The 22,806-nt window shown below is 44.2% G+C and carries 24 protein-coding genes; 8 read left to right on the top strand and 16 right to left on the bottom strand.

Going from position 1 to position 22,806, the window contains the following annotated elements; all coding sequences use genetic code 11:
- Positions 1–90: 90 nt before the first annotated feature.
- Positions 91–1,062 (bottom strand): NAD(P)H-dependent flavin oxidoreductase, encoded by a 972-nt coding sequence (locus ACFQPF_RS10035; protein ID WP_379749199.1) that lies wholly within the window; start codon positions 1,060–1,062, stop codon positions 91–93.
- 116 nt (positions 1,063–1,178) lie between these two features.
- Between ACFQPF_RS10035 and ACFQPF_RS10030 the strand changes: the two genes are divergently transcribed.
- Entirely contained in the window at positions 1,179–2,654 is a 1,476-nt protein-coding gene (locus ACFQPF_RS10030) for an aminotransferase class I/II-fold pyridoxal phosphate-dependent enzyme (RefSeq protein ID WP_379749197.1), read from the top strand.
- 47 nt (positions 2,655–2,701) lie between these two features.
- On the opposite strand, the gene ACFQPF_RS10025 is transcribed toward ACFQPF_RS10030, so the two are convergent.
- Positions 2,702–2,824 carry a GapA-binding peptide SR1P gene (locus ACFQPF_RS10025; RefSeq protein WP_379749195.1) on the bottom strand — a complete coding sequence of 41 codons (123 nt, stop codon included), beginning with the start codon at positions 2,822–2,824 and terminating at the stop codon, positions 2,702–2,704.
- A gap of 106 nt (positions 2,825–2,930) precedes the next feature.
- Positions 2,931–3,230, bottom strand: a complete 300-nt coding sequence (locus ACFQPF_RS10020) for a DUF3055 domain-containing protein (protein ID WP_379749193.1) — start codon at positions 3,228–3,230, stop codon at positions 2,931–2,933.
- A 191-nt stretch (positions 3,231–3,421) separates the two neighbouring features.
- On the opposite strand from ACFQPF_RS10020, the gene ACFQPF_RS10015 reads away from it, so the two are divergent.
- Together ACFQPF_RS10015 and ACFQPF_RS10010 are read left to right on the top strand one after the other, a co-directional pair.
- Positions 3,422–3,850: a DUF1885 family protein gene (locus ACFQPF_RS10015; RefSeq protein WP_379749191.1), complete on the top strand. Its 429-nt coding sequence runs from the start codon at positions 3,422–3,424 to the stop codon at positions 3,848–3,850.
- Between the two features lie 161 nt (positions 3,851–4,011).
- Complete coding sequence (locus ACFQPF_RS10010; protein WP_379749189.1) at positions 4,012–5,511, top strand: glycine betaine uptake BCCT transporter; 1,500 nt, start codon at positions 4,012–4,014, stop codon at positions 5,509–5,511.
- Positions 5,512–5,518: 7 nt separating this feature from the next.
- On the opposite strand, the gene ACFQPF_RS10005 is transcribed toward ACFQPF_RS10010, so the two are convergent.
- From ACFQPF_RS10005 to pdhA, 5 genes are all read right to left on the bottom strand, one after another.
- The gene (locus ACFQPF_RS10005; RefSeq protein ID WP_379749187.1) at positions 5,519–5,770 is read right to left on the bottom strand and encodes a hypothetical protein; all 252 of its coding nucleotides are present in this window, start codon (positions 5,768–5,770) and stop codon (positions 5,519–5,521) included.
- Positions 5,771–5,908: 138 nt separating this feature from the next.
- Positions 5,909–7,321: a dihydrolipoyl dehydrogenase gene (gene lpdA / locus ACFQPF_RS10000; RefSeq protein ID WP_379749185.1), complete on the bottom strand. Its 1,413-nt coding sequence runs from the start codon at positions 7,319–7,321 to the stop codon at positions 5,909–5,911.
- 5 nt (positions 7,322–7,326) lie between these two features.
- Positions 7,327–8,640, bottom strand: a complete 1,314-nt coding sequence (locus tag ACFQPF_RS09995; protein WP_379749183.1) for a dihydrolipoamide acetyltransferase family protein — start codon at positions 8,638–8,640, stop codon at positions 7,327–7,329.
- A gap of 103 nt (positions 8,641–8,743) precedes the next feature.
- Positions 8,744–9,721, bottom strand: a complete 978-nt coding sequence (locus ACFQPF_RS09990; RefSeq protein ID WP_379749181.1) for an alpha-ketoacid dehydrogenase subunit beta — start codon at positions 9,719–9,721, stop codon at positions 8,744–8,746.
- A 1-nt stretch (position 9,722) separates the two neighbouring features.
- On the bottom strand, positions 9,723–10,808 hold the full coding sequence (gene pdhA / locus ACFQPF_RS09985; protein ID WP_379749179.1) for a pyruvate dehydrogenase (acetyl-transferring) E1 component subunit alpha: 1,086 nt from the start codon (positions 10,806–10,808) through the stop codon (positions 9,723–9,725).
- Between the two features lie 536 nt (positions 10,809–11,344).
- Between pdhA and def the strand changes: the two genes are divergently transcribed.
- On the top strand, positions 11,345–11,896 hold the full coding sequence (gene def / locus ACFQPF_RS09980; RefSeq protein WP_379749177.1) for a peptide deformylase: 552 nt from the start codon (positions 11,345–11,347) through the stop codon (positions 11,894–11,896).
- 164 nt (positions 11,897–12,060) lie between these two features.
- Here the strand turns inward: def and ACFQPF_RS09975 are convergent, their stop codons facing one another.
- Positions 12,061–12,957, bottom strand: coding sequence for a DMT family transporter (locus ACFQPF_RS09975; RefSeq protein WP_379749175.1), 897 nt, complete (start codon positions 12,955–12,957; stop codon positions 12,061–12,063).
- A gap of 303 nt (positions 12,958–13,260) precedes the next feature.
- Between ACFQPF_RS09975 and ACFQPF_RS09970 the strand changes: the two genes are divergently transcribed.
- Positions 13,261–13,470 (top strand): DNA-dependent RNA polymerase subunit epsilon, encoded by a 210-nt coding sequence (locus ACFQPF_RS09970; RefSeq protein WP_379749173.1) that lies wholly within the window; start codon positions 13,261–13,263, stop codon positions 13,468–13,470.
- A 3-nt stretch (positions 13,471–13,473) separates the two neighbouring features.
- On the top strand, positions 13,474–15,144 hold the full coding sequence (rnjA, locus tag ACFQPF_RS09965) for a ribonuclease J1 (RefSeq protein WP_379749171.1): 1,671 nt from the start codon (positions 13,474–13,476) through the stop codon (positions 15,142–15,144).
- Between the two features lie 91 nt (positions 15,145–15,235).
- On the opposite strand, the gene ACFQPF_RS09960 is transcribed toward rnjA, so the two are convergent.
- Together ACFQPF_RS09960 and ACFQPF_RS09955 are read right to left on the bottom strand one after the other, a co-directional pair.
- A complete protein-coding gene (locus tag ACFQPF_RS09960) occupies positions 15,236–15,898 on the bottom strand; it encodes a potassium channel family protein (RefSeq protein WP_379749169.1) in 663 nt (220 codons plus the stop codon).
- A gap of 112 nt (positions 15,899–16,010) precedes the next feature.
- The gene (locus ACFQPF_RS09955; RefSeq protein ID WP_379749167.1) at positions 16,011–16,553 is read right to left on the bottom strand and encodes a peroxiredoxin; all 543 of its coding nucleotides are present in this window, start codon (positions 16,551–16,553) and stop codon (positions 16,011–16,013) included.
- 217 nt (positions 16,554–16,770) lie between these two features.
- On the opposite strand from ACFQPF_RS09955, the gene ACFQPF_RS09950 reads away from it, so the two are divergent.
- Positions 16,771–16,974 (top strand): ChaB family protein, encoded by a 204-nt coding sequence (locus tag ACFQPF_RS09950; RefSeq protein ID WP_379749165.1) that lies wholly within the window; start codon positions 16,771–16,773, stop codon positions 16,972–16,974.
- Positions 16,975–16,976: 2 nt separating this feature from the next.
- Here ACFQPF_RS09950 and ACFQPF_RS09945 read toward each other — a convergent pair whose 3' ends face one another.
- From ACFQPF_RS09945 to ccpC, 5 genes are all read right to left on the bottom strand, one after another.
- The gene (locus tag ACFQPF_RS09945) at positions 16,977–18,290 is read right to left on the bottom strand and encodes a hemolysin family protein (RefSeq protein WP_379749163.1); all 1,314 of its coding nucleotides are present in this window, start codon (positions 18,288–18,290) and stop codon (positions 16,977–16,979) included.
- Positions 18,291–18,619: 329 nt separating this feature from the next.
- Positions 18,620–18,865: a YkuS family protein gene (locus tag ACFQPF_RS09940; protein ID WP_379749161.1), complete on the bottom strand. Its 246-nt coding sequence runs from the start codon at positions 18,863–18,865 to the stop codon at positions 18,620–18,622.
- Between the two features lie 98 nt (positions 18,866–18,963).
- On the bottom strand, positions 18,964–20,076 hold the full coding sequence (locus ACFQPF_RS09935) for an N-acetyldiaminopimelate deacetylase (RefSeq protein ID WP_379749159.1): 1,113 nt from the start codon (positions 20,074–20,076) through the stop codon (positions 18,964–18,966).
- A 24-nt stretch (positions 20,077–20,100) separates the two neighbouring features.
- Complete coding sequence (dapD, locus tag ACFQPF_RS09930) at positions 20,101–20,817, bottom strand: 2,3,4,5-tetrahydropyridine-2,6-dicarboxylate N-acetyltransferase (RefSeq protein WP_379749157.1); 717 nt, start codon at positions 20,815–20,817, stop codon at positions 20,101–20,103.
- 60 nt (positions 20,818–20,877) lie between these two features.
- Entirely contained in the window at positions 20,878–21,753 is an 876-nt protein-coding gene (gene ccpC / locus ACFQPF_RS09925; protein WP_379749155.1) for a transcriptional regulator CcpC, read from the bottom strand.
- 117 nt (positions 21,754–21,870) lie between these two features.
- Here ccpC and ACFQPF_RS09920 point away from each other — a divergent pair, with 117 nt between their 5' ends.
- The gene (locus tag ACFQPF_RS09920; RefSeq protein WP_379749153.1) at positions 21,871–22,596 is read left to right on the top strand and encodes a sulfite exporter TauE/SafE family protein; all 726 of its coding nucleotides are present in this window, start codon (positions 21,871–21,873) and stop codon (positions 22,594–22,596) included.
- Positions 22,597–22,806 lie beyond the last annotated feature (210 nt).

Genomic DNA, 22,806 nt, shown 5'->3' with positions numbered 1-22,806 from the left:
TAGTGGCAAGAGTCGGCTTAGCCCGCTTCTTACCACTATTATATTGTTCTTGACTAAATATGTTTGGGTAAATACCCGCCTAATAGAAAGTTATCGTTTGATGCGCTGCTGCAACTCAGAAAGTACCTTTATCGCTTCACTTTCCAATCTTCGAAGAATTTCACTTGCCGATAATACCTCTTTTATGCCGCCCATACCTTGGCCGGCCCACCCAAAGCCTTCCTTTTCTCTGCCCTCATGAATATATTTCCTGTTTGCCTCACCACTAATGTAATCCTTTAACTCCTCAAATCCGTGGCTTTCTTTTTCCATCTCCAGAATTTTTTCAATAAACGGTGTGTAGACGGCCCTTCCTGGCGCACCTAGTGACCGCTTGATCACAACCGTATCCTCTTCACTGCCATCTAGAATGGCCTGTTTATAAGCAGGGTGGGCATGTTCACACTCACTTGCCGCAATAAACCTCGTTCCCATCTCAATGCCTTCTGCTCCTAATGATAAGGCTGCAGCGAGCCCCTTTCCATCCACGATTCCTCCTGAAGCTATAACGGGTAATGAAACAGCCTCAACAACCCTTGGTATGAGGGCGATCGTTCCAGTATCCGCTCTGCCGATGTGCCCTCCGCCTTCTTGTCCGACCGCCATAATAAAATCAGCGCCGCTCTCTTCAGCTTTTTGAGCCTGCCTGACGCTCGAAACGAGGACGAGAGTTTTTATTCCCGTCTTGTCCAGTTTTTTAATAAAAGGAGCGGGGTTGCCTCCCGTGATGCTGATCACCTTCACACCTTCTTCTATTGCCGCTTCTAGCATATGTTCATAAGGCCGCCCATGCTGCCCGATCGCAAAGTTAACACCGAATGGCCGGCTAGACAGGCTTTTAACAGCCTTAATCTCTAGTTGCAGCGCCTTTTCATCCGGTAGTGACATGGCTGTAATCTGTCCAAGACCTCCTGCATTGGAAACAGCAGCTGCAAGCTTTGAATAGGCGAGATAGGCAAGGCCGCCTTGGATGACCGGGATCTGGATTCCGAGCCCTTCCGTTACCTTCGTATGTATTCTCATAATAACTCTCCTTTTTTGCATATTTACTTACATAATCGTTTGTTTTTTGATATACTTCATTTTGTTTTATAAGTTCAAAGATAGGATAATTTGATTATAGATGAGGTGTGCGAATTTTGTCTCAACAAGAAACCCCGCTGTTTACCGGACTGCGTGAGCATGCAAAAAAAAACCCGCTGCAGTTTCATATTCCCGGCCATAAAAAGGGGCGCGGAATGGACGAAGAATTTCGTGATTTTATTGGTGAAAATGCTTTATCCATCGATTTGATCAACATTGCTCCACTGGATGACCTGCATCATCCTAAAGGGATGATTAAAAAAGCACAGCAGCTTGCAGCTCAGGCTTTTGGTGCTGACCATACGTATTTCAGTGTACAAGGGACAAGCGGGGCGATCATGACGATGATCATGAGTGTCGTAGGGCCTGGTGAAAAAATCATTGTGCCGAGAAATGTGCATAAGTCCATCATGACGGCCATTGTTTTTTCAGGCGCGACACCCATATTTATTCACCCAGAACTTGATATTGATTTAGGAATCTCACATGGCATCAGCCCTGAAGCAGTAAAAAAAGCTCTAGAACAGCATCCTGATGCAAAAGCCGTTCTGGTCATTAATCCAACATACTTTGGAGTGGCAGCTGATCTGAAAGAAATTGTCGATATTGCTCATTCTAAAAATGTTCCGGTTGTCGTGGACGAAGCGCACGGTGTCCTGATCCACTTCCACGATCATATGCCACTATCTGCGATGCAGGCTGGTGCGGATATGGCCGCGACAAGTGTTCATAAGCTTGGCGGTTCATTAACCGGAAGCTCCATCCTGAATGTGAGAAATGGTCTTGTTTCTCCGGATCGCGTGCAGACAATCCTAAGCATGCTTACGACGACGTCCACGTCGTATATTTTGTTAGCCTCTCTAGATGCAGCGCGACGCCGCTTAGCAACAGAAGGGTATACCTTGATCGAAAAAGCCATTAAACTCGCAAACGACACCCGCGAGAAGGTGAACGAAATCGACGGGTTGTATTGCGTCGGTGAAGAAATTTTAAATACAAAGGCTACATTTGATTACGATCCGACTAAGCTGCTCATATCCGTTCAAGAGCTTGGGATTACAGGGTATGAAGCCGAGACGTGGCTTCGAGAAAAACACCAGATTGAAGTCGAACTGTCTGACTTGTATAATATTCTTTGCTTGATCACGACAGCAGACAAAGAGAAAGACACGATGGTGCTTGTGGATGCACTAAAAGAGATGGCTCAAGTGCTCCGCCAGACGAAATCAGAAGAGACCGCCACACTTCCTGTGCATGTGCCTGACATCCCGGTTCTTGCGCTCTCTCCAAGAGATGCCTTTTACGCTGAAACAGAATCTGTGCTCTTTGAAGAATCTGCAGGCAGGATTATCGCCGAATTTATTATGGTCTATCCTCCAGGCATCCCGATCTTTATACCTGGTGAGATTATCACAGAGGAGAACCTGGCTTACATTAAAGAAAATCTTGAAGCGGGTCTCCCTGTACAAGGTCCGGAAGACGGCACATTGAAAAGATTAAAAGTTATAAAAGAGCATATAGCGATTAGATAAAAACGCAAAAAAACCTCCACAGACTGTGGAGGTTTTTTTGCGTTTTCTTACATTTCCTGAATGACAACATCTTTACAATGCGGGCACTGCTTTGTATAGAGAGTCGTTACTTTTTCATCTTCAAAATGCTCTACCGTTGCTTCACACGTCTGACATACAATGATTCCCATAAAGAAACTCTCCCTTCCGTTTGAAAGCGCTTTTATTTGCTAACCTAATAATAATATGTCACATTAAAGATGTCAAGGGTAAATTAGTATAACACTTTTGCAGATATCATTCATACTGATGTACAAAATAGTGTTTCGGTACATACTCTTCCACGATGGCAGCCAGGTGTTCGGCTTCACTTAAGCTAGGAAGATGAAAGGCTTTCCTTAAGTACTCTACATTTTTTACATCCTCCGAATCTAATAAAGCCGATCTTCCTGTCTGCATACATATTACGAGCGGCTTCCCAAAAAACATATTCGTGAATACCAGACCAAAATCAAATCGAGATGTTTCTGTGGCATAACCTACAAATCTTACTTTTACGTGTTCGGTTTCGTCATATAATTTTTCAAGCCATTCCATAGTCCACCCTCCTCACCAATTAACCGGGCTGCCATGTTCACTGCTTTATCTAAATACTATTCAATCATACTAAATATATTCCGCACCCAATTTCTTCCCTTTTCCCTCTCTTACTTAAAAGTAAACTTAAGTTTTCATAATCTTCTTACAAATGGTAAACTACATGTACCTTGACGATCAGGAGGTAATATATGTCTAATCAAGCTTCCATCACATTAACCTCATCCTCTTTACAGAAGAGGATCAGCTTGTCAGAAGTAAAAGATCTGCTTCACTATTATAAAGACATTACGGAAAAAACAGGGAATCAGTTAAATTGGCAGTACAGCGAAGCAGCCTTTCCTTATGTCATAATGGAAAACAGCAGCAAACCGAATCATATGATTTGTTTAAAAGGAGATGGAAACAAGCTGTACAATTATTTATTACTAGGAGTGGAAACAGCATTATCTAACGAAGAGACCGATGACTTCAGTACTATTCATATCGGGCTCACTGAAATATCTACGCATGGGGATAAAGCGAAGGCGAACGAAATGGGCAAGTTTTTAGCTAGCAAGCTTAAAGGGAAACTGACCCTTTTTAATGGCAGGGTCATGCACTATGATCTGAAAAAATAAGTGCCTGAATGCCTCCCTCTCAAGCATTGCCCCCACCTTTTCTCGAAAACCGCCGAATATACTTAACTTAGAAGCTCACTGCAGAGCTTCTTTTTTGATGACATCATAGCTTCTGCGTTTCGTGGCAATGATAATAACTAAACACGAGAAAGGGTGTATGTATGAACAAGAGGTCTCATACGGTATTTATTGTTTCCTTGGCCATATCCTTGGTCTTTATCATCGCTGGAATCCTTGTACCTGAACAGTTCTACAAAAAAGCAACGATGATCCAAAATTTTCTACAGGATAAATTCGGGTGGTTTTATCTTTTATCCGCCACTATTTTTTTAGTATTTGTCCTATTTTTAGCGTTCAGTAAATTTGGAAGGATCAGGCTTGGTGAAGCTAGGGAGAAGCCTGAATACAGTACGATAACTTGGTTTGCCATGCTGTTCAGTGCAGGCATGGGAATAGGTTTGGTCTTTTGGGGAGTAGCAGAGCCAATCAGCCATTTTTATGCCCCTCCGGCCGGAGAAGCATCAACCCCAGAAGCAGCACAGCTAGCTTTGAGATACAGCTTTTTCCATTGGGGGCTTCATCCTTGGGCAATCTATACTCTGATAGGCTTGGCATTGGCTTATTTCAAGTTCAAAAGAAATTCACCAGGTTTGATCAGTGCCATTTTCAGTCCGATTCTTGGAGAAAGAACGGAGGGTCCGATTGGTAAAGCGATTGATGTTATCGCTGTCATTGCTACCGTTTTTGGAGTTGCTACATCACTTGGTCTTGGCGCTGTCCAGATTAGCGGTGGTATATCGTACATAAGCAATATCCCGAACACATTTTTGACACAGCTCATCATTATTGCCATTGTCACCATTTTGTTTATCTTATCAGCTCAGACCGGTCTGAATAAAGGCATAAAATACCTGAGCAACCTAAACATCGTTCTCGCCGTCGCGCTTATGCTCTTTCTGCTGTTTGTCTCTCAGACAAACTTCATTATGGATGTGTTCGTGCAATCGATCGGCAATTACTTGCAATACCTTCCTGGCATGAGTCTTAGGCTTAGCCCATTTAAGCCGTCTCAATCCGGCTGGATACAAGGCTGGACTGTTTTTTACTGGGCATGGTGGATTGCTTGGGCGCCATTTGTCGGCACTTTCATTGCACGTGTTTCTAAAGGCCGTACGATCAGAGAGTTCATCCTCGGCGTCCTGCTTGTCCCGACTCTTTTTGGCGCGCTATGGTTTTCGGTGTTTGGGGGAGCCGCCCTGCACCTCGAGTTGTTCAGCCAGCTAGGTTTGAATAAAGTGATTGAATCAAAAGGAACAGAGATCGCCCTTTTTGCTCTTTTTGATCAGCTCCCACTCAGCTCATTCATGTCAGTGTTAGCGATTTTTTTAATCAGCACTTTCTTCATTACATCCGCTGATTCTGCCACCTTTGTTCTAGGAATGCAGACATCCGGAGGGAGTCTAAACCCTTCTGGGAGGGTGAAATTTATATGGGGAGTTATTATCTCTGCATCAGCAGCCATTTTATTATGGTCAGGAGGGCTTGAAGCCTTACAGACGGCATCCATTATCGTGGCATTTCCTTTTGCATTTGTCATGCTGTTTATCATGGTTTCCCTTTATAAAGCTCTTTCTACCGAGGAAGCGGTCAAGAAGCAATAGGCATCCTCTAAACCGGCAAATGGAGCCAGCTTAGAGCCGCCCACTTGCCCACCATGTATAGCAGTGTGCTAGACAATGTAATCCGGAAAGAGAGTGTTTTATCCTTGATCGACTGCAGCGTGACTAAATAGCCAAAATAGGAGAACAAAAGCAGCAGCAGCGTTTCAAATAATTTATGATCATGCCTCGACAAAAGGAGCACCGTGCTGTACAAAATCCAAAGAGCTGTATGAATAAAACCTATCACTATGGCAGGCATATCGTTCCCTCCTTTGTGAATACTGTAAATAATATGCGCGGTCTCTTCGTAACATTCAAAAGCGTTCCTTCCTGTTTAAGAACGCTGTACAAATAAAAAAAGCTTTCCGCCGGATGCGGAAAGCTTTTTTATTTGTATTTACTTTACAACGTGTACAGGAAGGCCAATCGCTACTTCTGCAGCTTCCATCGCAATCTCACCGAATGTTGGGTGAGCATGAATCGTCATAGCGATGTCTTCTGCTGTCATGCCTGCTTCAATCGCAAGACCAAGCTCAGCGATCATATCAGAAGCGTTTCCACCTGCAATTTGGGCACCGATGATCAAACCGTCTTCTTTGCGCGTGATCAGCTTCATGAAGCCATCTGTCTCGTTCATAGAAAGCGCACGGCCGTTTGCAGCAAACGGGAACTTAGAAGCTTTTACATCGAATCCAGCTTCTTTCGCGCTCTTTTCATCATAACCCACAGTCGCTAGCTCAGGATCTGTGAACACGACAGCAGGAATCGCCATATAGTCGATTTCAGCCGCATGTCCGCTGATCACTTCAGCTGCCACTTTGCCTTCATACGATGCTTTGTGAGCAAGTGCAGGACCTTCTACAACATCACCGATCGCATAAATGCCGCTGACACTTGTCTGGCATTGCTTGTTGATCTTGATGAGTCCGCGCTCTGTCATTTCCACGCCAACCTGCTCAAGGCCAAGCTCTTCTGTGTTCGGACGGCGTCCTACCGTTACGAGGACGTAATCCGCTTCGAATGTTTTTTCTTCACCTTTTACTTCAACCGTCACTTTGACGCCGTCTTTCGTTTCTTCAACGCCTTTAGCCATCGCTTCAGTGAATACTTCCACGTTGCCTTTTTTCTTCAAGCGCTTAGAAACGACCTGGCTCATCTGCTTTTCAAAGCCTGGAAGGATCTGCTTTCCGCCTTCAAGAACGGTAATTTCCGTTCCGAAGTTGGCGAAAGCAGTTCCAAGCTCCATTCCGATGTAGCCGCCGCCGATGACAACCATTTTCTTCGGAACTTCCTGAAGTGCAAGCGCACCAGTCGAAGAAATGATTCTCTCACTCCATTTAAATCCTGGAATTTCAATAGGACGGGAACCAGTCGCGATAATGCAGTTTTTGAATGTGTAGGTTTGTGAAGCTTTGTCGTCCATGATGCGAACCGTATTTTCATTTACGAAGTACGCTTCTCCACGGATGATCTCTACCTTGTTTCCTTTTAGAAGACCTTCAACACCGCCAGTCAGCTTCTTAACGATGCCGCCTTTCCATTCTTGGACTTTTGAAAAATCAACGGTTACGTTATCAACCGTGATTCCCATGTCGTCAGAATGCTTCGCGTGTTCAACACGGTGACCCGCATTGATCAGTGCTTTAGAAGGGATACAGCCGACATTCAGACAAACGCCGCCCATTTCAGCCTTTTCCGCTACTGCTACTTTTTGTCCAAGCTGTGCCGCACGAATCGCCGCTACATATCCCCCAGGGCCTGAACCAATAATCAGTGTGTCTAATTCAATCGGAAAATCTCCTACTACCATCTTTTTTACGCCTCCATTACTAATAGTTGTGGATCGTTTAACAAGCGTTTAATGTGGTTGAGTGCGTTTTGAGCCGTCGCGCCATCGATCAGACGGTGGTCGAAGCTTAGAGAAAGTGCCAGAACTGGAGCAACGACGACTTCTCCGTTTTTCACGACCGCTTTTTCAGCAATGCGCCCGATTCCAAGAATCGCTACTTCAGGGTGGTTGATGACCGGTGTGAACCACTGACCGCCTGCAGAACCGATGTTCGTGATCGTGCACGTTCCGCCCTTCATCTCTTCACCGGACAGCTTTCCGTCGCGGGCTTTTGTAGCCAGTTCATTGATCTCAGAAGAAATCTTGAAGATCGATTTACGGTCTGCTTCTTTAACAACAGGAACCATTAATCCGTTGTCAGTGTCAGCTGCGATACCGATGTTGAAGTAGTGCTTGTACACGATTTCTTCATTCGAATCATCAATTGAAGCATTAAGCACAGGGTACTCACGAAGAGCAGATGTAAGTGCCTTAACTACGTAAGGTAAATAAGTAAGCTTAATACCTTTGTCAGCTGCTACAGACTTGAATTTCTTGCGGTGTGCAACAAGATCTGTCACGTCCACTTCATCCATGAGTGTTACGTGTGGGGCAGTATGCTTAGAGTTAACCATCGCTTTCGAGATCGCTTTGCGGATGCCTTTGATCTTCTCGCGTGTTTCCTGCTCACCTGCTGGAATGGCTTTTGGCGCTTCTTTCTTAGTTTCAGCCGCTTTCGGCGCGTCCTCTGTACCTTTTGCTTCTGCTGCAGGTGCAGGTGCTTCTCCGCCTCCGCTCACGAACTTGTCTACATCTTCCTTCAGTACACGCCCGTTGTCTCCGGAACCTTGAACTTTACGAATATCGATGCCTTTTTCGCGGGCATATTTACGTACAGACGGCATAGCAATCACACGCTTTGTTTCATCTACTGGCTCTTCTTTCACTTCTTCTTGAGCCGGCGTGTCTGTTTTAGCCGCTTCTGGGGCCTTTTCTTCCGCTTTAGGCTGTTCAGGAGCTTTCTCTTCCTCTTCATGACCGTGTGCAGAAGCCGGCGCTTCGCCGTCAAAGTCGATGGTAACAAGAACGTCGCCTACTACAGCTACTGTCCCTTCATCAACTTTCACTTCTAAAATTTTACCGTCAACCGGCGATGGAATCTCAACGACTGCTTTATCATTTTGAACTTCAAGAAGAATGTCATCTTCCTTTACTTCGTCTCCTGGCTTAACAAACCATTTAACGATTTCACCTTCATGGATTCCTTCTCCAATGTCGGGAAGCTTGAATTCAAATGCCACAAATAACGCCTCCTAATAATCAAGTTTAACATATTTCCTCATTTTAAAAGGCTGAAAAAGAAATCGGTTTCCGTCATTCTCTTTCAGCATTACATGTTGTTATTTAGAAGTTATAGACTTGCTTCGCTTTTTCCACGATATCTTTGTGGTCAGGCAGCCATGCATCTTCTGCTGATGCAAACGGGAACACCGTGTCTGGCGCTGTTACACGAAGAACAGGTGCCTCTAGGCTAAGGATCGCGCGGTCGTTGATTTCAGCAACAACAAATGCTGCAATCCCTGCTTGCTTTTGAGCTTCCTGAACGACAATCGCGCGGCCCGTTTTCTCAACCGAAGCAATGATCGTATCAATATCAAGCGGGCTGATGGTACGAAGGTCGATCACTTCAGCAGAGATGCCTTCCTTCTCAAGCTCTTCAGCTGCTTTAAGAGAAGCGTGAACCATGGCGCCGTATGTGATGATGGAAACATCTTTACCTTCACGCTTGATGTCTGCTTTACCGATTTCAATTGTGTACTCTTCCTCAGGAACTTCGCCGCGGAATGAACGGTAAAGCTTCATGTGCTCAAGGAAAACAACCGGATCGTTGTCACGGATTGCTGAAATCAATAGTCCTTTTGCATCATAAGGAGTAGAAGGAATGATTACCTTCACACCTGGAGACTGGTACATTAATCCTTCGAGTGAATCAGCATGCAGTTCAGGCGTTTTAACCCCTCCTCCAAAAGGAGAACGGATCGTTACAGGAGAGTTGTACACTCCGCCTGAACGGTAGCGCATACGCGCCATCTGGGCAACAACAGAATCCATTACTTCGAATAAGAATCCGAAGAACTGAATTTCCATTACTGGGCGGAATCCTGTCATGCCAAGACCTAGCGCAAGGCCGCCGATTCCAGATTCGGCAAGCGGCGTGTCAAACACACGGTCCTCGCCGAATTCTTTTTGAAGGCCTTCCGTGGCACGGAATACGCCTCCGTTTTGACCAACGTCTTCACCGAAAACAAGAACGTTCTCGTTATTTTTAAGTTCAGTGCGCATCGCATCCGTGATGGCCTGGATCATGGTCATTTGAGCCATATTATTTCGACTCCTTTGCTTTGTATTCTTCCATTTGCTCTTTCAGGTTGTAAGGAAGTTCTTCAAACATGAAGCCGATCAAGTCTGTAACTTTTTGTTTAGCAGCGCCGTCAGCCTTCTTGATCGCTTCTTTAATATCTTCTTTCGCTTGATCTACCACTTTGTTTTCTTGCTCTTCAGACCAAAGTTTCTTACTTTCAAGGAACTTGCGGAAACGGACTAATGGATCTTTCTTCGTCCACTCGTCATCAAGCTCTTTCGTTCTGTAGCGCGTAGGATCATCGCCCGCCATCGTATGCGGTCCGTATCGATACGTAAGTGTTTCGATAAGCGTAGGTCCTTCGCCATTCACTGCACGTTCACGCGCCTGCTGTGTTGCAGCATAAACCGCAAGAACGTCCATTCCGTCTACTTGGATGCCTTCAATTCCAGCAGCAACAGCTTTTTGTGCGATTGTTTTCGCAGCAGACTGCTTTTCAACAGGAACAGAAATCGCGAAACGGTTGTTTTGAACGACAAAAATAGCGTTTGCTTTGTAAGCGCCTGCGAAATTTAGACCTTCGTAGAAATCACCCTGTGAAGCTCCGCCATCACCTGTGTAAGTGATCGCAACGTTTTTCTTGCCTTTCTTTTTCAAGCCAAGCCCGAATCCTGCAGCCTGAATGATCTGCGCGCCGATGATAATCTGCGGCATTAAAACATTCACACCTTCAGGAATCTGTCCGCCTTCAAAATGTCCGCGGGAATACAAAAACGCTTTATATAGTGGCAAACCGTGAAAAACGATTTGCGGGATATCACGGTAGCCTGGAAGAATCCAGTCCTCTTTATCAAGCGCGAACTGTGTCCCGAGCATAGAAGCTTCTTGTCCTGCAACTGGTGCATAAAAGCCAAGGCGTCCTTGTCTGTTAAGTGAGATTGCACGCTGATCCCAAATACGCGTATAAACCATTCTGCGCATTAATTCTTGAAGCTGCTCGTCTGATAGCTCAGGCATTGCGGCTTCATTTACAACTTCTCCGTCTTCTGAGAGAATTTGAAACGTTTCAAATTGATCTTGAACGGCATCAATTGTGTTCGTTTTCATGTACTTCACCTCTTCCTTTCTTATACCCTCATAAATTCTGCCAAAAAAGCAAACACATTCTTTATGTTGTCCAAAAAACGTGCAGCAGATGACAAAGGACAGCAAATGTTTCACGGATATTTTCAGACCGGAACATACACACTTTGTTTTCCCTGTTAATGAAGGATGAAACAGAGTGGCTGTCCATAACTGCAACTGTAACTGTACTACTTATATACTACACCAATAGTAATACACTAACAGCATTCACGAATATAAGTGTACATCACCTTAAAAATGCAGTCAATCTCTTTACCACTCTATGTTTCGAATAAAATCTTTCTCATTCCTAACGGGATACTTCAGCAGCGCAATTAAACTGTATCAATGAAATATAACACCTGTTTCATTCTCCCATTATTTCTTTGCGCGTAATAATAAGCCTGGTATTCACCTCGATTGGAGACCATGACTAAATATCCGTTCTTTTTTTTAATTCTGCCTGTATGCTAGAATAATACAGGTTATGAATCGATATTGTGTTCGGGAGGATTAATATGCTCACAATGAAGGACATCGTTAGAGAGGGGCATCCCGCTCTGAGAGAAAAATCCGCTGAGGTGGAGATCCCTATTAGGGAAGAAGATAAGACAACAGCACTTGCATTGCTTGAATATGTTAAGAACAGCCAGGACCCAGATATTGGACCAAAATTCGGCCTCCGTCCTGGCATCGGGTTAGCTGCTCCACAAATAGGCGTCACAAAACGCATGATTGCTGTGCATGTTGAAGGAGAAGACGGAGAGTTATACAGCTGTGCTGTGATCAATCCGAAAATAACCAGTCACTCCGTGCAAATGACGTATTTAGAAAGCGGAGAAGGATGCTTATCGGTAGACCGGGATGTCCCTGGCTATGTACCGCGATATGCAAAATTGACAGTCAAGGGATACAGCCCAGATGGCGAACCGGTTGAATTCAAATTAAAGGGCATGCCGGCTATCGTGTTCCAGCATGAGATCGACCACCTCGATGGCATCATGTTTTATGACCGCATCAATAAAGAGAACCCGTTTCAGCCGCCTGCCGCGGTTCCGTTTGGAAGATAGCGAAAGAAAACTAAGCTGATGTCAGGATTTTTTGTCAGCCTACCCTAATCTCTGTACGTTAACTTTTTGACTGCGTCGAATTTCTCTTCTTTAAATTTTCATTTAAAACGCAAAAAATCTGCGGATATCCGCAGATTTTTTTGTTTCCTTTACCTTCTAGCCGTTCAAGCTGGAAAATTTCGGTCCTTCTCTTCCTTCCTCTTATTTTTCGCAGATAAAAAAATTCCCGCCAGAACAAAAATCATTCCTGCAGCTGCGTGAAGAGTAAACAGCTCATTAAGCAAAACAGTTCCCCAAATAACTGCCGTAACCGGGACCAAATAAGTGACAAGTGTGGCTAATTCAGCCGATCCTTTTTGAATTAAATAATAATAAAGCAAATATGCGACGCCTCCTCCAAAGGATCCGAGGCCTATTAGCGAGAGAACGGACAGCCAAGAGATGGATGCTGCTACACTGCCTGTCGCTGCACTTCCTGCAAGACCCGTAAAGAAACTTGCCAATAAGGTTGAAACAGAGATAACCCAAACTCCCGCCTCTTGAAGATGTTTTTTCGCTAAATGGGAGCTGAACCCATAACAGCAAGTGGCACAAAGCATAAGGACAACACCCGTCACGACCGTTAATTTCCCTTCTTCTGAAGAATCCACTCCCGACAAAAGCAGGATTCCGAAAAACCCGGCCAAAATTCCAATGTATTGGCGTTTCGCAAGCTTTGAACCAAAAAAAAGAACGCCGATCACGGTTGCCCATAGCGGAGTCGTTGCATTTAAGATAGCTGCTAGACTGCTCGGTAGAACCTTCTCACTTAGTGCGATCAGCCCCCATGGAATGCCAGCGTTTAAGATCCCTACAATGAAAAGCATTGGATAAGGCTGTTCTCTCCAATTTATGGTTAATTGTTTTGCGAAATAAATGATGGCCAAGGCAGCAAGGCCGAACACACTCCGGTATAGAACAATCTGCCAAGGACTCAGTTCTAGGAGAAGAATCTTGATGAACATGAAAGACATTCCCCAAATCACACTCAAGCTCACCAATGCTGCTGCAAGTCTAATCATTGCCACACTCCTGTCATTTTAAGTTCCATTAATTACCTGTTCCTTTTTCTGTAAGAAGCACATCCTAAGAAAAAACGTACGGTGGTGTTAAGATGAAAAGAAGAAAACGGTGGCTCCAGAGATTAAGAAAAATGCTTTTTCCCCAAGCTCCACTGAAATCCGCACTAAAATAATATGATCTAAATTGGGCAGTATGGGTCCGGAAGAATTTAGGGTAAGATGAAATATAATGAAAAACGTTACTGTTTCATTTATAATAGAACGAAGATTATATAAATACTAGCACGGCGAGGAGATTATAAGATGATTTATAAAGTATTTTTTCAAATTCATGCGAACGAAGTACCGGTTAGAGAAAACACAAAGACAATTTATGTAGAAGCGGGTTCTATCGCAGAGGTGCGCAACAAACTGAAGGACCGTTCTTACAATATTGAATTCATTCAAGAAATTAAAGGTGAATTCCTTGATTACGAACAATCCTTCGAGTCTTATGTATTGGAGAATGTATAATTTATGAAATTCGTAAAAAACCATCAGACGGCTGTCTTTGCTCTTGGCGGTCTCGGTGAAATCGGAAAGAACACGTACGGAATTCAATTTCAGGATGAAATTATTCTGGTAGACGCCGGAATCAAGTTCCCTGAAGATGAACTCCTTGGCATCGATTATGTTATTCCTGATTACACATACCTTGTTAAGAACGAAGATAAAATTAAAGGTCTCTTTATCACACACGGTCATGAAGACCATATTGGAGGCATTCCTTACCTGCTTCGTCAGGTGAATGTACCGATATACGGCGGAAAGCTGGCCATTTCCTTGATCAAAAACAAACTGGATGAACATGGACTTTTGCGCCGTGCCAAACTGAATATTATCGGTGAAGAGGATATCATCAAATTCCGGAAAACATCGGTCTCTTTTTTCCGTACGACTCACAGCATTCCCGAATCACTTGGTGTTGTGGTGAAAACACCTCCAGGAAATATCGTACATACTGGAGACTTTAAATTTGATTTTACTCCGGTGGGAGAGCCTGCGAACTTAACCAAAATGGCTGAAATCGGGAAAGAAGGCGTACTTTGCCTTCTATCTGACAGCACGAATAGCGAAGTGCCAGGATTCACGCTATCTGAAAGAAGAGTCGGAGAAAGCATTCATGATATCTTCCGAAAAGTGGACGGACGTATTATTTTCGCTACATTCGCTTCCAACATTCACAGACTGCAGCAAGTCGTAGAAGCATCGGTTCAAAACAATCGAAAAATCGCTGTTTTCGGACGAAGCATGGATTCTGCCATAACCATTGGACAAGAGCTCGGGTTCATTAAAGCACCCAAAAACACGTTCATAGATTCCAATCAGATCAACCGTTTTCCAGATAACGAGATAACGATCCTTTGTACGGGAAGCCAAGGTGAACCGATGGCCGCTCTTTCTAGAATCGCGAATGGAACACACCGCCAGATTCAGATTATTCCCGGTGACACCGTCATATTCTCATCTTCTCCGATTCCCGGAAACGCGCTCAGTGTTTCTAAGACGATCAACCAATTGTACCGGGCAGGCGCTGAAGTCATTCACGGTTCTCTCAATGATATTCACACATCCGGACATGGAGGACAGCAGGAACAAAAGCTTATGCTTCGCCTTATGAAGCCAAAGTACTTCCTCCCGATTCACGGAGAGTATAGAATGCTGAAAATGCATACAAAGCTTGCTGTAGATTGTGATGTTGCTCCAGAGAATTGCTTTATCATGGACAATGGGGAAGTTCTCGCTCTTTCTGGAACAGAAGCGTCAATCGCAGGAAAAATTCCGTCAGGCTCTGTATATGTCGACGGCAGCGGGATCGGGGACATCGGGAATATCGTGCTCCGCGACCGCAAAATATTATCTGAGGAAGGCCTTGTTGTAGTCGTTGTGAGCATGAACATGAAAGAGTTCAGAATCGAGGCTGGACCAGACATCATTTCTCGCGGATTTGTCTATATGCGGGAATCAGGGGATCTTATCAACGATGCTCAAGACTTGCTTTCCAAGCACCTTGAAACCATCATGGGCGAAAAGCGTACAACTCAGTGGTCTGAAATCAAAAACGAAATCACGGATACACTTGCTCCTTTCCTTTATGAAAAGACAAAACGCCGTCCTATGATCCTCCCGATTATTATGGAAATCTAATAAAAACAGCAGCCGCTCATCATGATGAGCGGCTGCTGTTTTTTGACTGCTATCTATTATGTACGAAGCACGAGAAGTAAGTATGCTTCCGTCAATCCTGTGCGAGCTGATTTTCCAGCCTGTTAATGCTTTTGTCACCGCCAATGACGATAAGGATATCTTCACCAGTAATCGGTTCGCCCGCTGGAGGAGACACAATGATCTCTTCTCCTCTTTTAATGGCAACGACATTGCACCCATAGCGCGCCCGGACATCAAGCTGTGCCAACGTTCTTCCGATCATCGCATCAGAAGCACTCAATTCCACTATGCTATGTTCTTCTGAAAGCTCCAGATAGTCAATCACACTGTTGGAAACAATCTGATGGGCAATCCTTACGCCCATATCCCGTTCTGGATGAATGATTCGGTCAGCTCCGATTTTCCGAAGAACTTTTTCATGATAATCGTTCTGGGCTTTCACCGTGATCTTATTCACGCCTAGCTCTTTTAAAATAAGAGTGGTCAGGATGCTCGATTGAATGTTATCACCAATCGCCACAATGACATGCTCGAAGTTTCGTATCCCAAGACTTTTGAGTACTCCTTCATCCGTCGTATCAGCAGTGACCGAATGCGCCGCAATCGATGAATACTCGTTCACCCGCTCTTCATCAAGATCAATAGCTAATACATCCATTCCTTGGTTAGTTAACGCTCGGCACATATTGCCGCCAAATCGGCCAAGTCCAATGACTGCGAACTGTTTTTTCATATCCTTACCTCCTCTTACATCTATTCCCTATATGGTAATCAATTATTTCTGAAAACGCAAAAAAGGAATCCTGTATGACCAGGATTCCTTTATTCATTCATTTTAAAGTGTATTAAAGAGTCTTCTGACCAGGCTTCCAGTTCGCTGGGCATAGTCCGCCCGTTTGAAGGGCCTGCAGGACACGAAGCGTCTCATCAACATCACGGCCGATGTTGTTATGGTTGACTACAGAATACATCAGCTCGCCTTCAGGAGAAATGATGAATAATCCGCGAAGAGCGATGCCTTCTTCCTCAATAAGCACACCATAATCACGTGCTACAGAATGGTTTGTATCAGCTGCCAGCGCATATCGAAGTTCACCAAGGCCGTTCATATCGCGCGGAGTGTTGATCCAAGCTTTATGTGTGTGGATGGTATCCGTAGATACTCCAATAACTTCAGCATCAAGATCTTCAAACTCGTCGTAACGATCGCTTAAAGATGTAATTTCTGTAGGGCAGACAAATGTGAAGTCCATTGGATAAAAATAAAGAACTGTCCATTTGTCGTTTTTCATGTTTTCCTCTAAGCTTACTTTGCCAAATTCTTTATTCGGCAATACCGCGTCCATCTCAAAGCGAGGCGCTTGTTTTGCTACCATGCGTTCTGCCATTCTAAAAAACCTCCACTGCTATATTATTTACAGGCTTCATTATAATACAAAGGCTTATTTTTAGTCAATATTAAATGATAATTAATTTAAATAAGCCCCATTTAATGACCCTGTTATAACATCTCCCTAATGATAACAAGATAACCGAAGAATGTGAAATGATGCGCTTGTTTTATAAATAAAGCGATCGGGAAAACCTCTTAAAAGGAGGAATTATATGCCTTACAAAAAGTTAAGTGAACTGCCCGAACCCGTAAAGAAACATTTGCCACATCATGCTCAGGAGATATACAAGGAAGCGTTTAACTCCGCATTAAGTGAGTATGATGCCGAAGAAACCGCCCATAAAGTAGCTTGGGGCGCGGTCAAGCATAAATATGAAAAGAGAAAAAATGGAGACTGGACAGAAAAAGACACCTGAATCTACTCATCAGGTGTCTTCTTCTTATCATATCCATTGCGATGGATTTCAATTTTCTTCACTTGATGTCCCTCTAAGTCCAGCACTTTAAATGTATACCCTTGGTAGTTAACCGCGCTTCCAACCTCTAGATCCATTTCCTTCGTCAACATCCATCCCCCGATTGTATCAAGGTCTGAATCATCAATATCTAACGACAGCAGCGAATTAATTTCAGAAATCAGCACTTTGCCTTCTACATGAATGTCTTCTGCGGAAATACGCTGTACTTCAGGCTCTTCATCCTCGTCAAACTCATCCCTGATCTCACCAACGATTTCCTCTAAAATGTCTTCTACCGTAACGATTCCCGCTGTACCGCCATATTCATCTACGAGTACGGCCATATGGGTACGGTCTTTCTGCATTTTCACAAGAAGCTTCTGAATGGGAATGGTTTCATGAACCGTAATAATAGGACGGATATAATCTTCTAAGTTTCCATCTTCCCTGTCTACAAATTCGTTAAAAAATTCTTTAATGTTCACCAGCCCGATGATATGATCTTTATCAAATTGCGCGACCGGATAACGTGTGAATTTTTCATCTCTCATAATTTCCATATTCTCAGAAAAAGTCTTTTCTTTAAACAAGCAGACAATCTCCGTTCTTGGCACCATGATCTCTTTGGCAACGCGGTCATCGAACTCAAATATTCTATTCACGTAACGGTATTCCGACTGGTTAATCTCACCGCCTTGAAGGCTTTCCGATAAGATGAGGCGCAGCTCTTCTTCTGTATGCACCATCTCATGCTCACCGGCAGGCTTTAGTCCAAACAATTGTGTGAGCAGCCTGGCTGAGCCATTCAAGATAAAAATGAAAGGATACATCAGCTTATAAAAAAATATAAGCGGCCTTGCTGTCGCTAAACTGATTGCTTCGGCTTTCTGAATCGCTACCGTTTTCGGTGCAAGCTCTCCGAGCACAACGTGCAAGAATGTGATGAGGATAAACGAAATAGCGAACGAAATGGTATGTGCCAGCGCATTCGATATATCCATCCTTTCAAAAACGGGCAGCAGGAGTTTCACTACAGTCGGCTCTCCGAGAAAACCCAAACCTAACGCGGTTATTGTAATGCCCAGCTGGCATGCTGATAAATAGCCATCAAGATTGCTGATGACTTTCTTAGCCGCAATCGCCCGCTTATTTCCTTCTGCAGCTAAATGATCGATCCGTGTCTTTCTGATTTTAACGATCGCAAATTCAGATGCAACGAAAAAAGCAGTCAAAACAATCAAAATGACGATTAAAAAGAGATAAAGGATTGTCATTAGAAAACCACCTGTCTGTATAGAGTGCATGTAAGCCGGATGGATGGCAAGCCAGCACGCTTTCATTTGTTGACTAAATACTTCCCTATCGAATGACGAAATAAACTGCACGTACGTACAAATTAGGATAAGAGCGTTATGTACCTCATTTTTTATCTTTTCATCATGCTAAGAGGACGATCACAGATGAAAAGTGATGCTTTGTTAACGTAAAAAAACTTGGCTGACACCATGCTTTTATGTCAGCACTGCTGCCCTTAACTTTTTAATGCGCCGAATTTCTATTCTGTTAAAAAGGTAAAGTGTAAAAAAGGACAGCCGCAGCTGCCCTACTGATTTAACTTGCTTTCAACCTGTGAGCATACTTCTTCTGCCGTCATGCCATGTGCGTTTAATACCGAACCTTGCACGGCCGCGTTCTGTATTCCCATTACATTTTGGTCTTGTCCAGAAATGACACAGCAGTCACAGCCGTTAGCATCGCTTTCCTGCTTCAGTTCCACAACATCGTGGCCCTTTGCTCTGAGTGCCTCTGAAACAGCAGACAGCGATTGTTCTACACCGATTTTCGCCATATGTAACACCTCCTTACCCGATTAATGTTGCCTGGTGTCCTTCTTTCTATTCCAGATGGCATCAAAAAAAGCAGGGTGCCAATAATAGGCATCCTGCTTCACACATGTCTCAAAAATTTTATAAGCAGATCAACAGCCAAAGGAATCGCCTTTTCATTAGGCTGAAGCTTAGCATGATGAAGACCATAAGGCGTTTCCACCCCAAGCCAGAACATGAAACCAGGGACAGCTTCTAAAAAGTATCCGTAATCTTCTCCTGTCATCGCTTCCTTACAGCGGATGACCTGAACATCTCCTGTCTGCTCCGCAAACGATATAAACCGTTCGGTAAGCTCGGGATCGTTATCGACCATCCTGTAGTTCGCACCATAATCAATCACTGCCTCACATTCAAAGGAAGCAGCAATGCCCTCTGCTAACTTTTCTATACGGTGCTTCACTTTAAGCATGGAAGAAGAGGATAGTGTACGGATTGTCCCTTCAATACGAGCTTTCTCTGCAATGATGTTCTGTTTCGTACCGCCTGTTATCTTCCCTACCGTAATGACAGCAGAATCAAGAGGGTCTATGTTTCGGGCTACTATCGTTTGCAGCTGAGTAACAAAATGGCTCGCAGCTACAACCATATCATTAGCATGGTGAGGGTAGGCAGCATGTCCGCCTTTGCCTTTCAGATCAATAAAAAGTTCTGACGTATTGGCAAACAGCAGGCCAGGTTTTGTAGCAATCGTACCGACAGGGTACTCCGGAGCAATATGGAGTGCAACCATGATATCCGGCTTGCTTCGGAGAAACGGCTCGCTCTCTCTCATCGTAAACGCCCCGCCAGGCCCTTCTTCAGCAGGCTGGAAAATAAAGAGCACATGGTCATCAAGCGGCTCACTCGCAAAATGCCGCAGGATGCCAAGAGCGATCGTCATGTGAAAGTCATGGCCGCACGCATGCATATGCCCTTCATGATGAGATGCGAAATCGTATCCTGTTTCCTCTTTTATTGGAAGGCCGTCCATATCTGCTCGGTAACCGATCGTTTTCTTGCCAGAGCGGCCACGGACTTTAACAAAGATACCGGTTTTCCATGTTTCCACTTCCAGATGCTCCTGAGGCAGGCTGTTAATCACATTTAACAGAAGGGACTGTGTCTTGAACTCTTGAAAACCTGGTTCGGGTATTTGGTGCAGCTTCCTGCGAATGTCAATAAGCCAATTCATCAAAACGTCTCCTTAAAAGGAAAATCAGTCGTTTAACTGGCGAAGCTCTTGTTTGATCTCTGTTTTTGATTTTGTTTTTTCGTCGATCTCTTTGATGACACGTGCTGGTGTACCAGCCACAACAGTATAAGGAGGTACATCTTCAATAACAATCGCACCAGCGGCTACTACGGCCCCTTTTCCTACTGTCACACCCTCAAGAACGACTGCGTTCGCACCGATCACTACATCGTCTTCCACCACAACTGGCTTAGCTGAAGGTGGTTCGATAACGCCTGCTAATACGGATCCTGCCCCAATATGGCAGTTCTTCCCAACTGTAGCGCGTCCACCTAATACGACGTTCATATCGATCATCGTGCCTTCGCCAATAACAGCACCGATGTTGATCGATGCTCCCATCATAATGACAGCATTATTGCCGATTTCCACTTGGTCGCGGATGATGGCACCTGGCTCAATGCGTGCGTGAATATTTTTCATATCGAGCAGAGGAATCGCAGAGTTTCTGCGGTCGTTTTCGATGACAAAATCCTCGATTTTTCCTTCGTTCGCTTTCAGAGCAGCATCAATTTCCTTCCACTCTCCAAAAAGAACTCCCGTTGGTCCGTTTAAAAATGCTTTTGTATCTTTGCCAAAATCAATACCCTCAAGGTCACCTTTCACATACACCTTAACCGGCGTCGATTTCGTGCTGTTTTGAATGAACGAGATAATTTCATTTGCATCCATCATTTTCATAAAAATACATCCTCCTTAATACCAATCTGTCTTGTATTAAACCACTAAATGCCGCAACTTTCAAACCTTATTCACAGGAAATTGGTTCACAATCTCTAAAAACGCGCGTACTTGATTCAGCTCTGCAGCAGTATTGTGATGAATGATCCACGTATCACGCTGCATATCGCTGTCGGTTTTTGTAGAGAGCGGGATTTTATAGAATTCATCCTCAGGACGCAAGCTGACTGAAGGCAATATCGCATAGCCGATCCCGTTGAGCGCCATTTGTTTGCACGTTTCAATTTGATCGACGATGATTGTTTTCTTTGGTGCGGATTTGAAATGCTCATGCCACCAATCCTGAATTTCCTGATAATACGTTGAATGGCTTTTAAATTGAATAAAAGGCTTATTCGTCTCGCCCACTTCCTCGATTGAAGACAATGTGGTGTCAACTAAATATAAGCGATCGCTAAACAAGTGCTTTTTCTCCCCGCGCCATTCCGGATTTCCTCTAACAATACCTACATGGATGCTTTCTTCATATAAATGCTTGATAATTTCACTTGTCCATCCTGTGATCAAGGAGATGTTCACATTAGGGTATAATGTAACGTATTTTTTCAGTACGTTAGGAAGCCAATATTGGCCGATAATAGAAGCAACCGCGAGCTTTAATGTCCCATGCACCTCGTGAGAAAGAGATCGGATCTCTTCTTTAACCCTCTCTTCTCTTTGTAATGTTTCATTGACATAATGAATAATCTTTTCTCCTGCCGGTGTTAAAGTAAGACCCTTTTGTGACCGGATAAAAATTCTTGTGCCCCATTGGCTTTCAATCGTCTGCAGCCGTTGGCTTAATGCAGGCTGTGAGACGAATAGCCGTTCGGCAGCTTTTCGCATATTCAGTTCGAGTGCCAGTACGTGCAGGATCTCCAACTCTGACAATTGCATTGACGCCAATCCCTTCATAAGTATTCCTTATGTACATTTACTAGTATATACGAATTTCAATTATGACTCATCCATCATAAAATAAATAACGAAACGTATGGAATGAGGTGAAGCCTTGTGACGACTCTATTATTTTTGATTGGCATCTGCGCAACATTTTTAGGCACTTTAGCCGGAGGCGGAGGAATTTTAAGCTTTCCAGCGATGCTTTTATTAGGCGTGCCGCCACATATTGCCATTGCCTCGAATAAATTCTCCAACACCTTCAGTTCCTTTTCCAGTTTTTATGTACTGCTGCGGAAAAAGGAAGTGACACTTCGTACACTTGTCGTTCCTGGTTTCTTCAGCCTTGCTGGAGGAATCGCAGGAAGTCAGCTGTCTGTGGCAATCCCTTCACATGTTATGAACGTACTGGCCCTATTTTTGCTTGTGGCAGCCTTTATGCTGACATACTTGAAACGGCCGGATGAAACTATCGATTTCAAAGGCCCCATCCCCTCTTCTACTTACCCTCTATTATTTGGCATCGGGGCATATGACGGCATGTTCGGACCTGGGCAAGGTACACTGCAGATGAATGTATTTTTGAATAAAGGATTTTCTGTCATACGAGCCATCGCTTTCACCCGCTTCAACACTTTTTTGAGCTGCATCGGTGCGGCTGTCTCTTATATCGCGTCTGGCTTCTTCCTCGCCGAAGTCGCGATCCCTTTAGCAGCAGGCAGCCTCATCGGAGCACAGCTTGCCGTCCGCTCAGCCAAAAAGCTGTCAAAAAAGCACATCCTCATGATGGTAAGAGCCCTTACTCTGCTGCTCATCCTCCAGCTTGCCCTGCAGATGTAAAAGTAACCAAGCCCGGGGTCCGGTACAATTTTTTACGATCCCGCTAACGGCTTCCTATGCAAGGGTAGGGTACCGGACCCCAATAAACCAATAAACCAATAAAGCAATAAAAACTATCATGAGCGGTCCTCTCCCAACCCCCGCATGAAAATGGGAATGCGGTGACTATACTGAAGATGACACAAACAGTTCCAGTACGTGGCTTTTTAT

The organism is Fictibacillus iocasae, assembly GCF_042665465.1.
In the GTDB taxonomy this organism is placed as follows: Bacteria; Bacillota; Bacilli; order Bacillales; family Fictibacillaceae; genus Fictibacillus; species Fictibacillus iocasae.
The sequence above is the reverse complement of the archived record's forward strand: the minus strand, read 5'-3'. Positions and strand labels throughout refer to the sequence as shown.

Bases quoted from the DNA above. Each gene is read 5' to 3' on its own strand.
- ACFQPF_RS10035 (WP_379749199.1), bottom strand. From the start codon at position 1,062: ATGAGAATACATACGAAGGTAACGGAAGGGCTCGGAATCCAGATCCCG.
- ACFQPF_RS10025 (WP_379749195.1), bottom strand. From the start codon at position 2,824: ATGGGAATCATTGTATGTCAGACGTGTGAAGCAACGGTAGAGCATTTT.
- ACFQPF_RS10020 (WP_379749193.1), bottom strand. From the start codon at position 3,230: ATGGAATGGCTTGAAAAATTATATGACGAAACCGAACACGTAAAAGTA.
- ACFQPF_RS10015 (WP_379749191.1), top strand. From the start codon at position 3,422: ATGTCTAATCAAGCTTCCATCACATTAACCTCATCCTCTTTACAGAAG.
- ACFQPF_RS10010 (WP_379749189.1), top strand. From the start codon at position 4,012: ATGAACAAGAGGTCTCATACGGTATTTATTGTTTCCTTGGCCATATCC.
- ACFQPF_RS10005 (WP_379749187.1), bottom strand. From the start codon at position 5,770: ATGCCTGCCATAGTGATAGGTTTTATTCATACAGCTCTTTGGATTTTG.
- lpdA (WP_379749185.1), bottom strand. From the start codon at position 7,321: ATGGTAGTAGGAGATTTTCCGATTGAATTAGACACACTGATTATTGGT.
- ACFQPF_RS09990 (WP_379749181.1), bottom strand. From the start codon at position 9,721: ATGGCTCAAATGACCATGATCCAGGCCATCACGGATGCGATGCGCACT.
- pdhA (WP_379749179.1), bottom strand. From the start codon at position 10,808: ATGAAAACGAACACAATTGATGCCGTTCAAGATCAATTTGAAACGTTT.
- def (WP_379749177.1), top strand. From the start codon at position 11,345: ATGCTCACAATGAAGGACATCGTTAGAGAGGGGCATCCCGCTCTGAGA.
- ACFQPF_RS09975 (WP_379749175.1), bottom strand. From the start codon at position 12,957: ATGATTAGACTTGCAGCAGCATTGGTGAGCTTGAGTGTGATTTGGGGA.
- ACFQPF_RS09970 (WP_379749173.1), top strand. From the start codon at position 13,261: ATGATTTATAAAGTATTTTTTCAAATTCATGCGAACGAAGTACCGGTT.
- rnjA (WP_379749171.1), top strand. From the start codon at position 13,474: ATGAAATTCGTAAAAAACCATCAGACGGCTGTCTTTGCTCTTGGCGGT.
- ACFQPF_RS09960 (WP_379749169.1), bottom strand. From the start codon at position 15,898: ATGAAAAAACAGTTCGCAGTCATTGGACTTGGCCGATTTGGCGGCAAT.
- ACFQPF_RS09955 (WP_379749167.1), bottom strand. From the start codon at position 16,553: ATGGCAGAACGCATGGTAGCAAAACAAGCGCCTCGCTTTGAGATGGAC.
- ACFQPF_RS09950 (WP_379749165.1), top strand. From the start codon at position 16,771: ATGCCTTACAAAAAGTTAAGTGAACTGCCCGAACCCGTAAAGAAACAT.
- ACFQPF_RS09945 (WP_379749163.1), bottom strand. From the start codon at position 18,290: ATGACAATCCTTTATCTCTTTTTAATCGTCATTTTGATTGTTTTGACT.
- ACFQPF_RS09940 (WP_379749161.1), bottom strand. From the start codon at position 18,865: ATGGCGAAAATCGGTGTAGAACAATCGCTGTCTGCTGTTTCAGAGGCA.
- ACFQPF_RS09935 (WP_379749159.1), bottom strand. From the start codon at position 20,076: ATGAATTGGCTTATTGACATTCGCAGGAAGCTGCACCAAATACCCGAA.
- dapD (WP_379749157.1), bottom strand. From the start codon at position 20,817: ATGAAAATGATGGATGCAAATGAAATTATCTCGTTCATTCAAAACAGC.
- ccpC (WP_379749155.1), bottom strand. From the start codon at position 21,753: ATGCAATTGTCAGAGTTGGAGATCCTGCACGTACTGGCACTCGAACTG.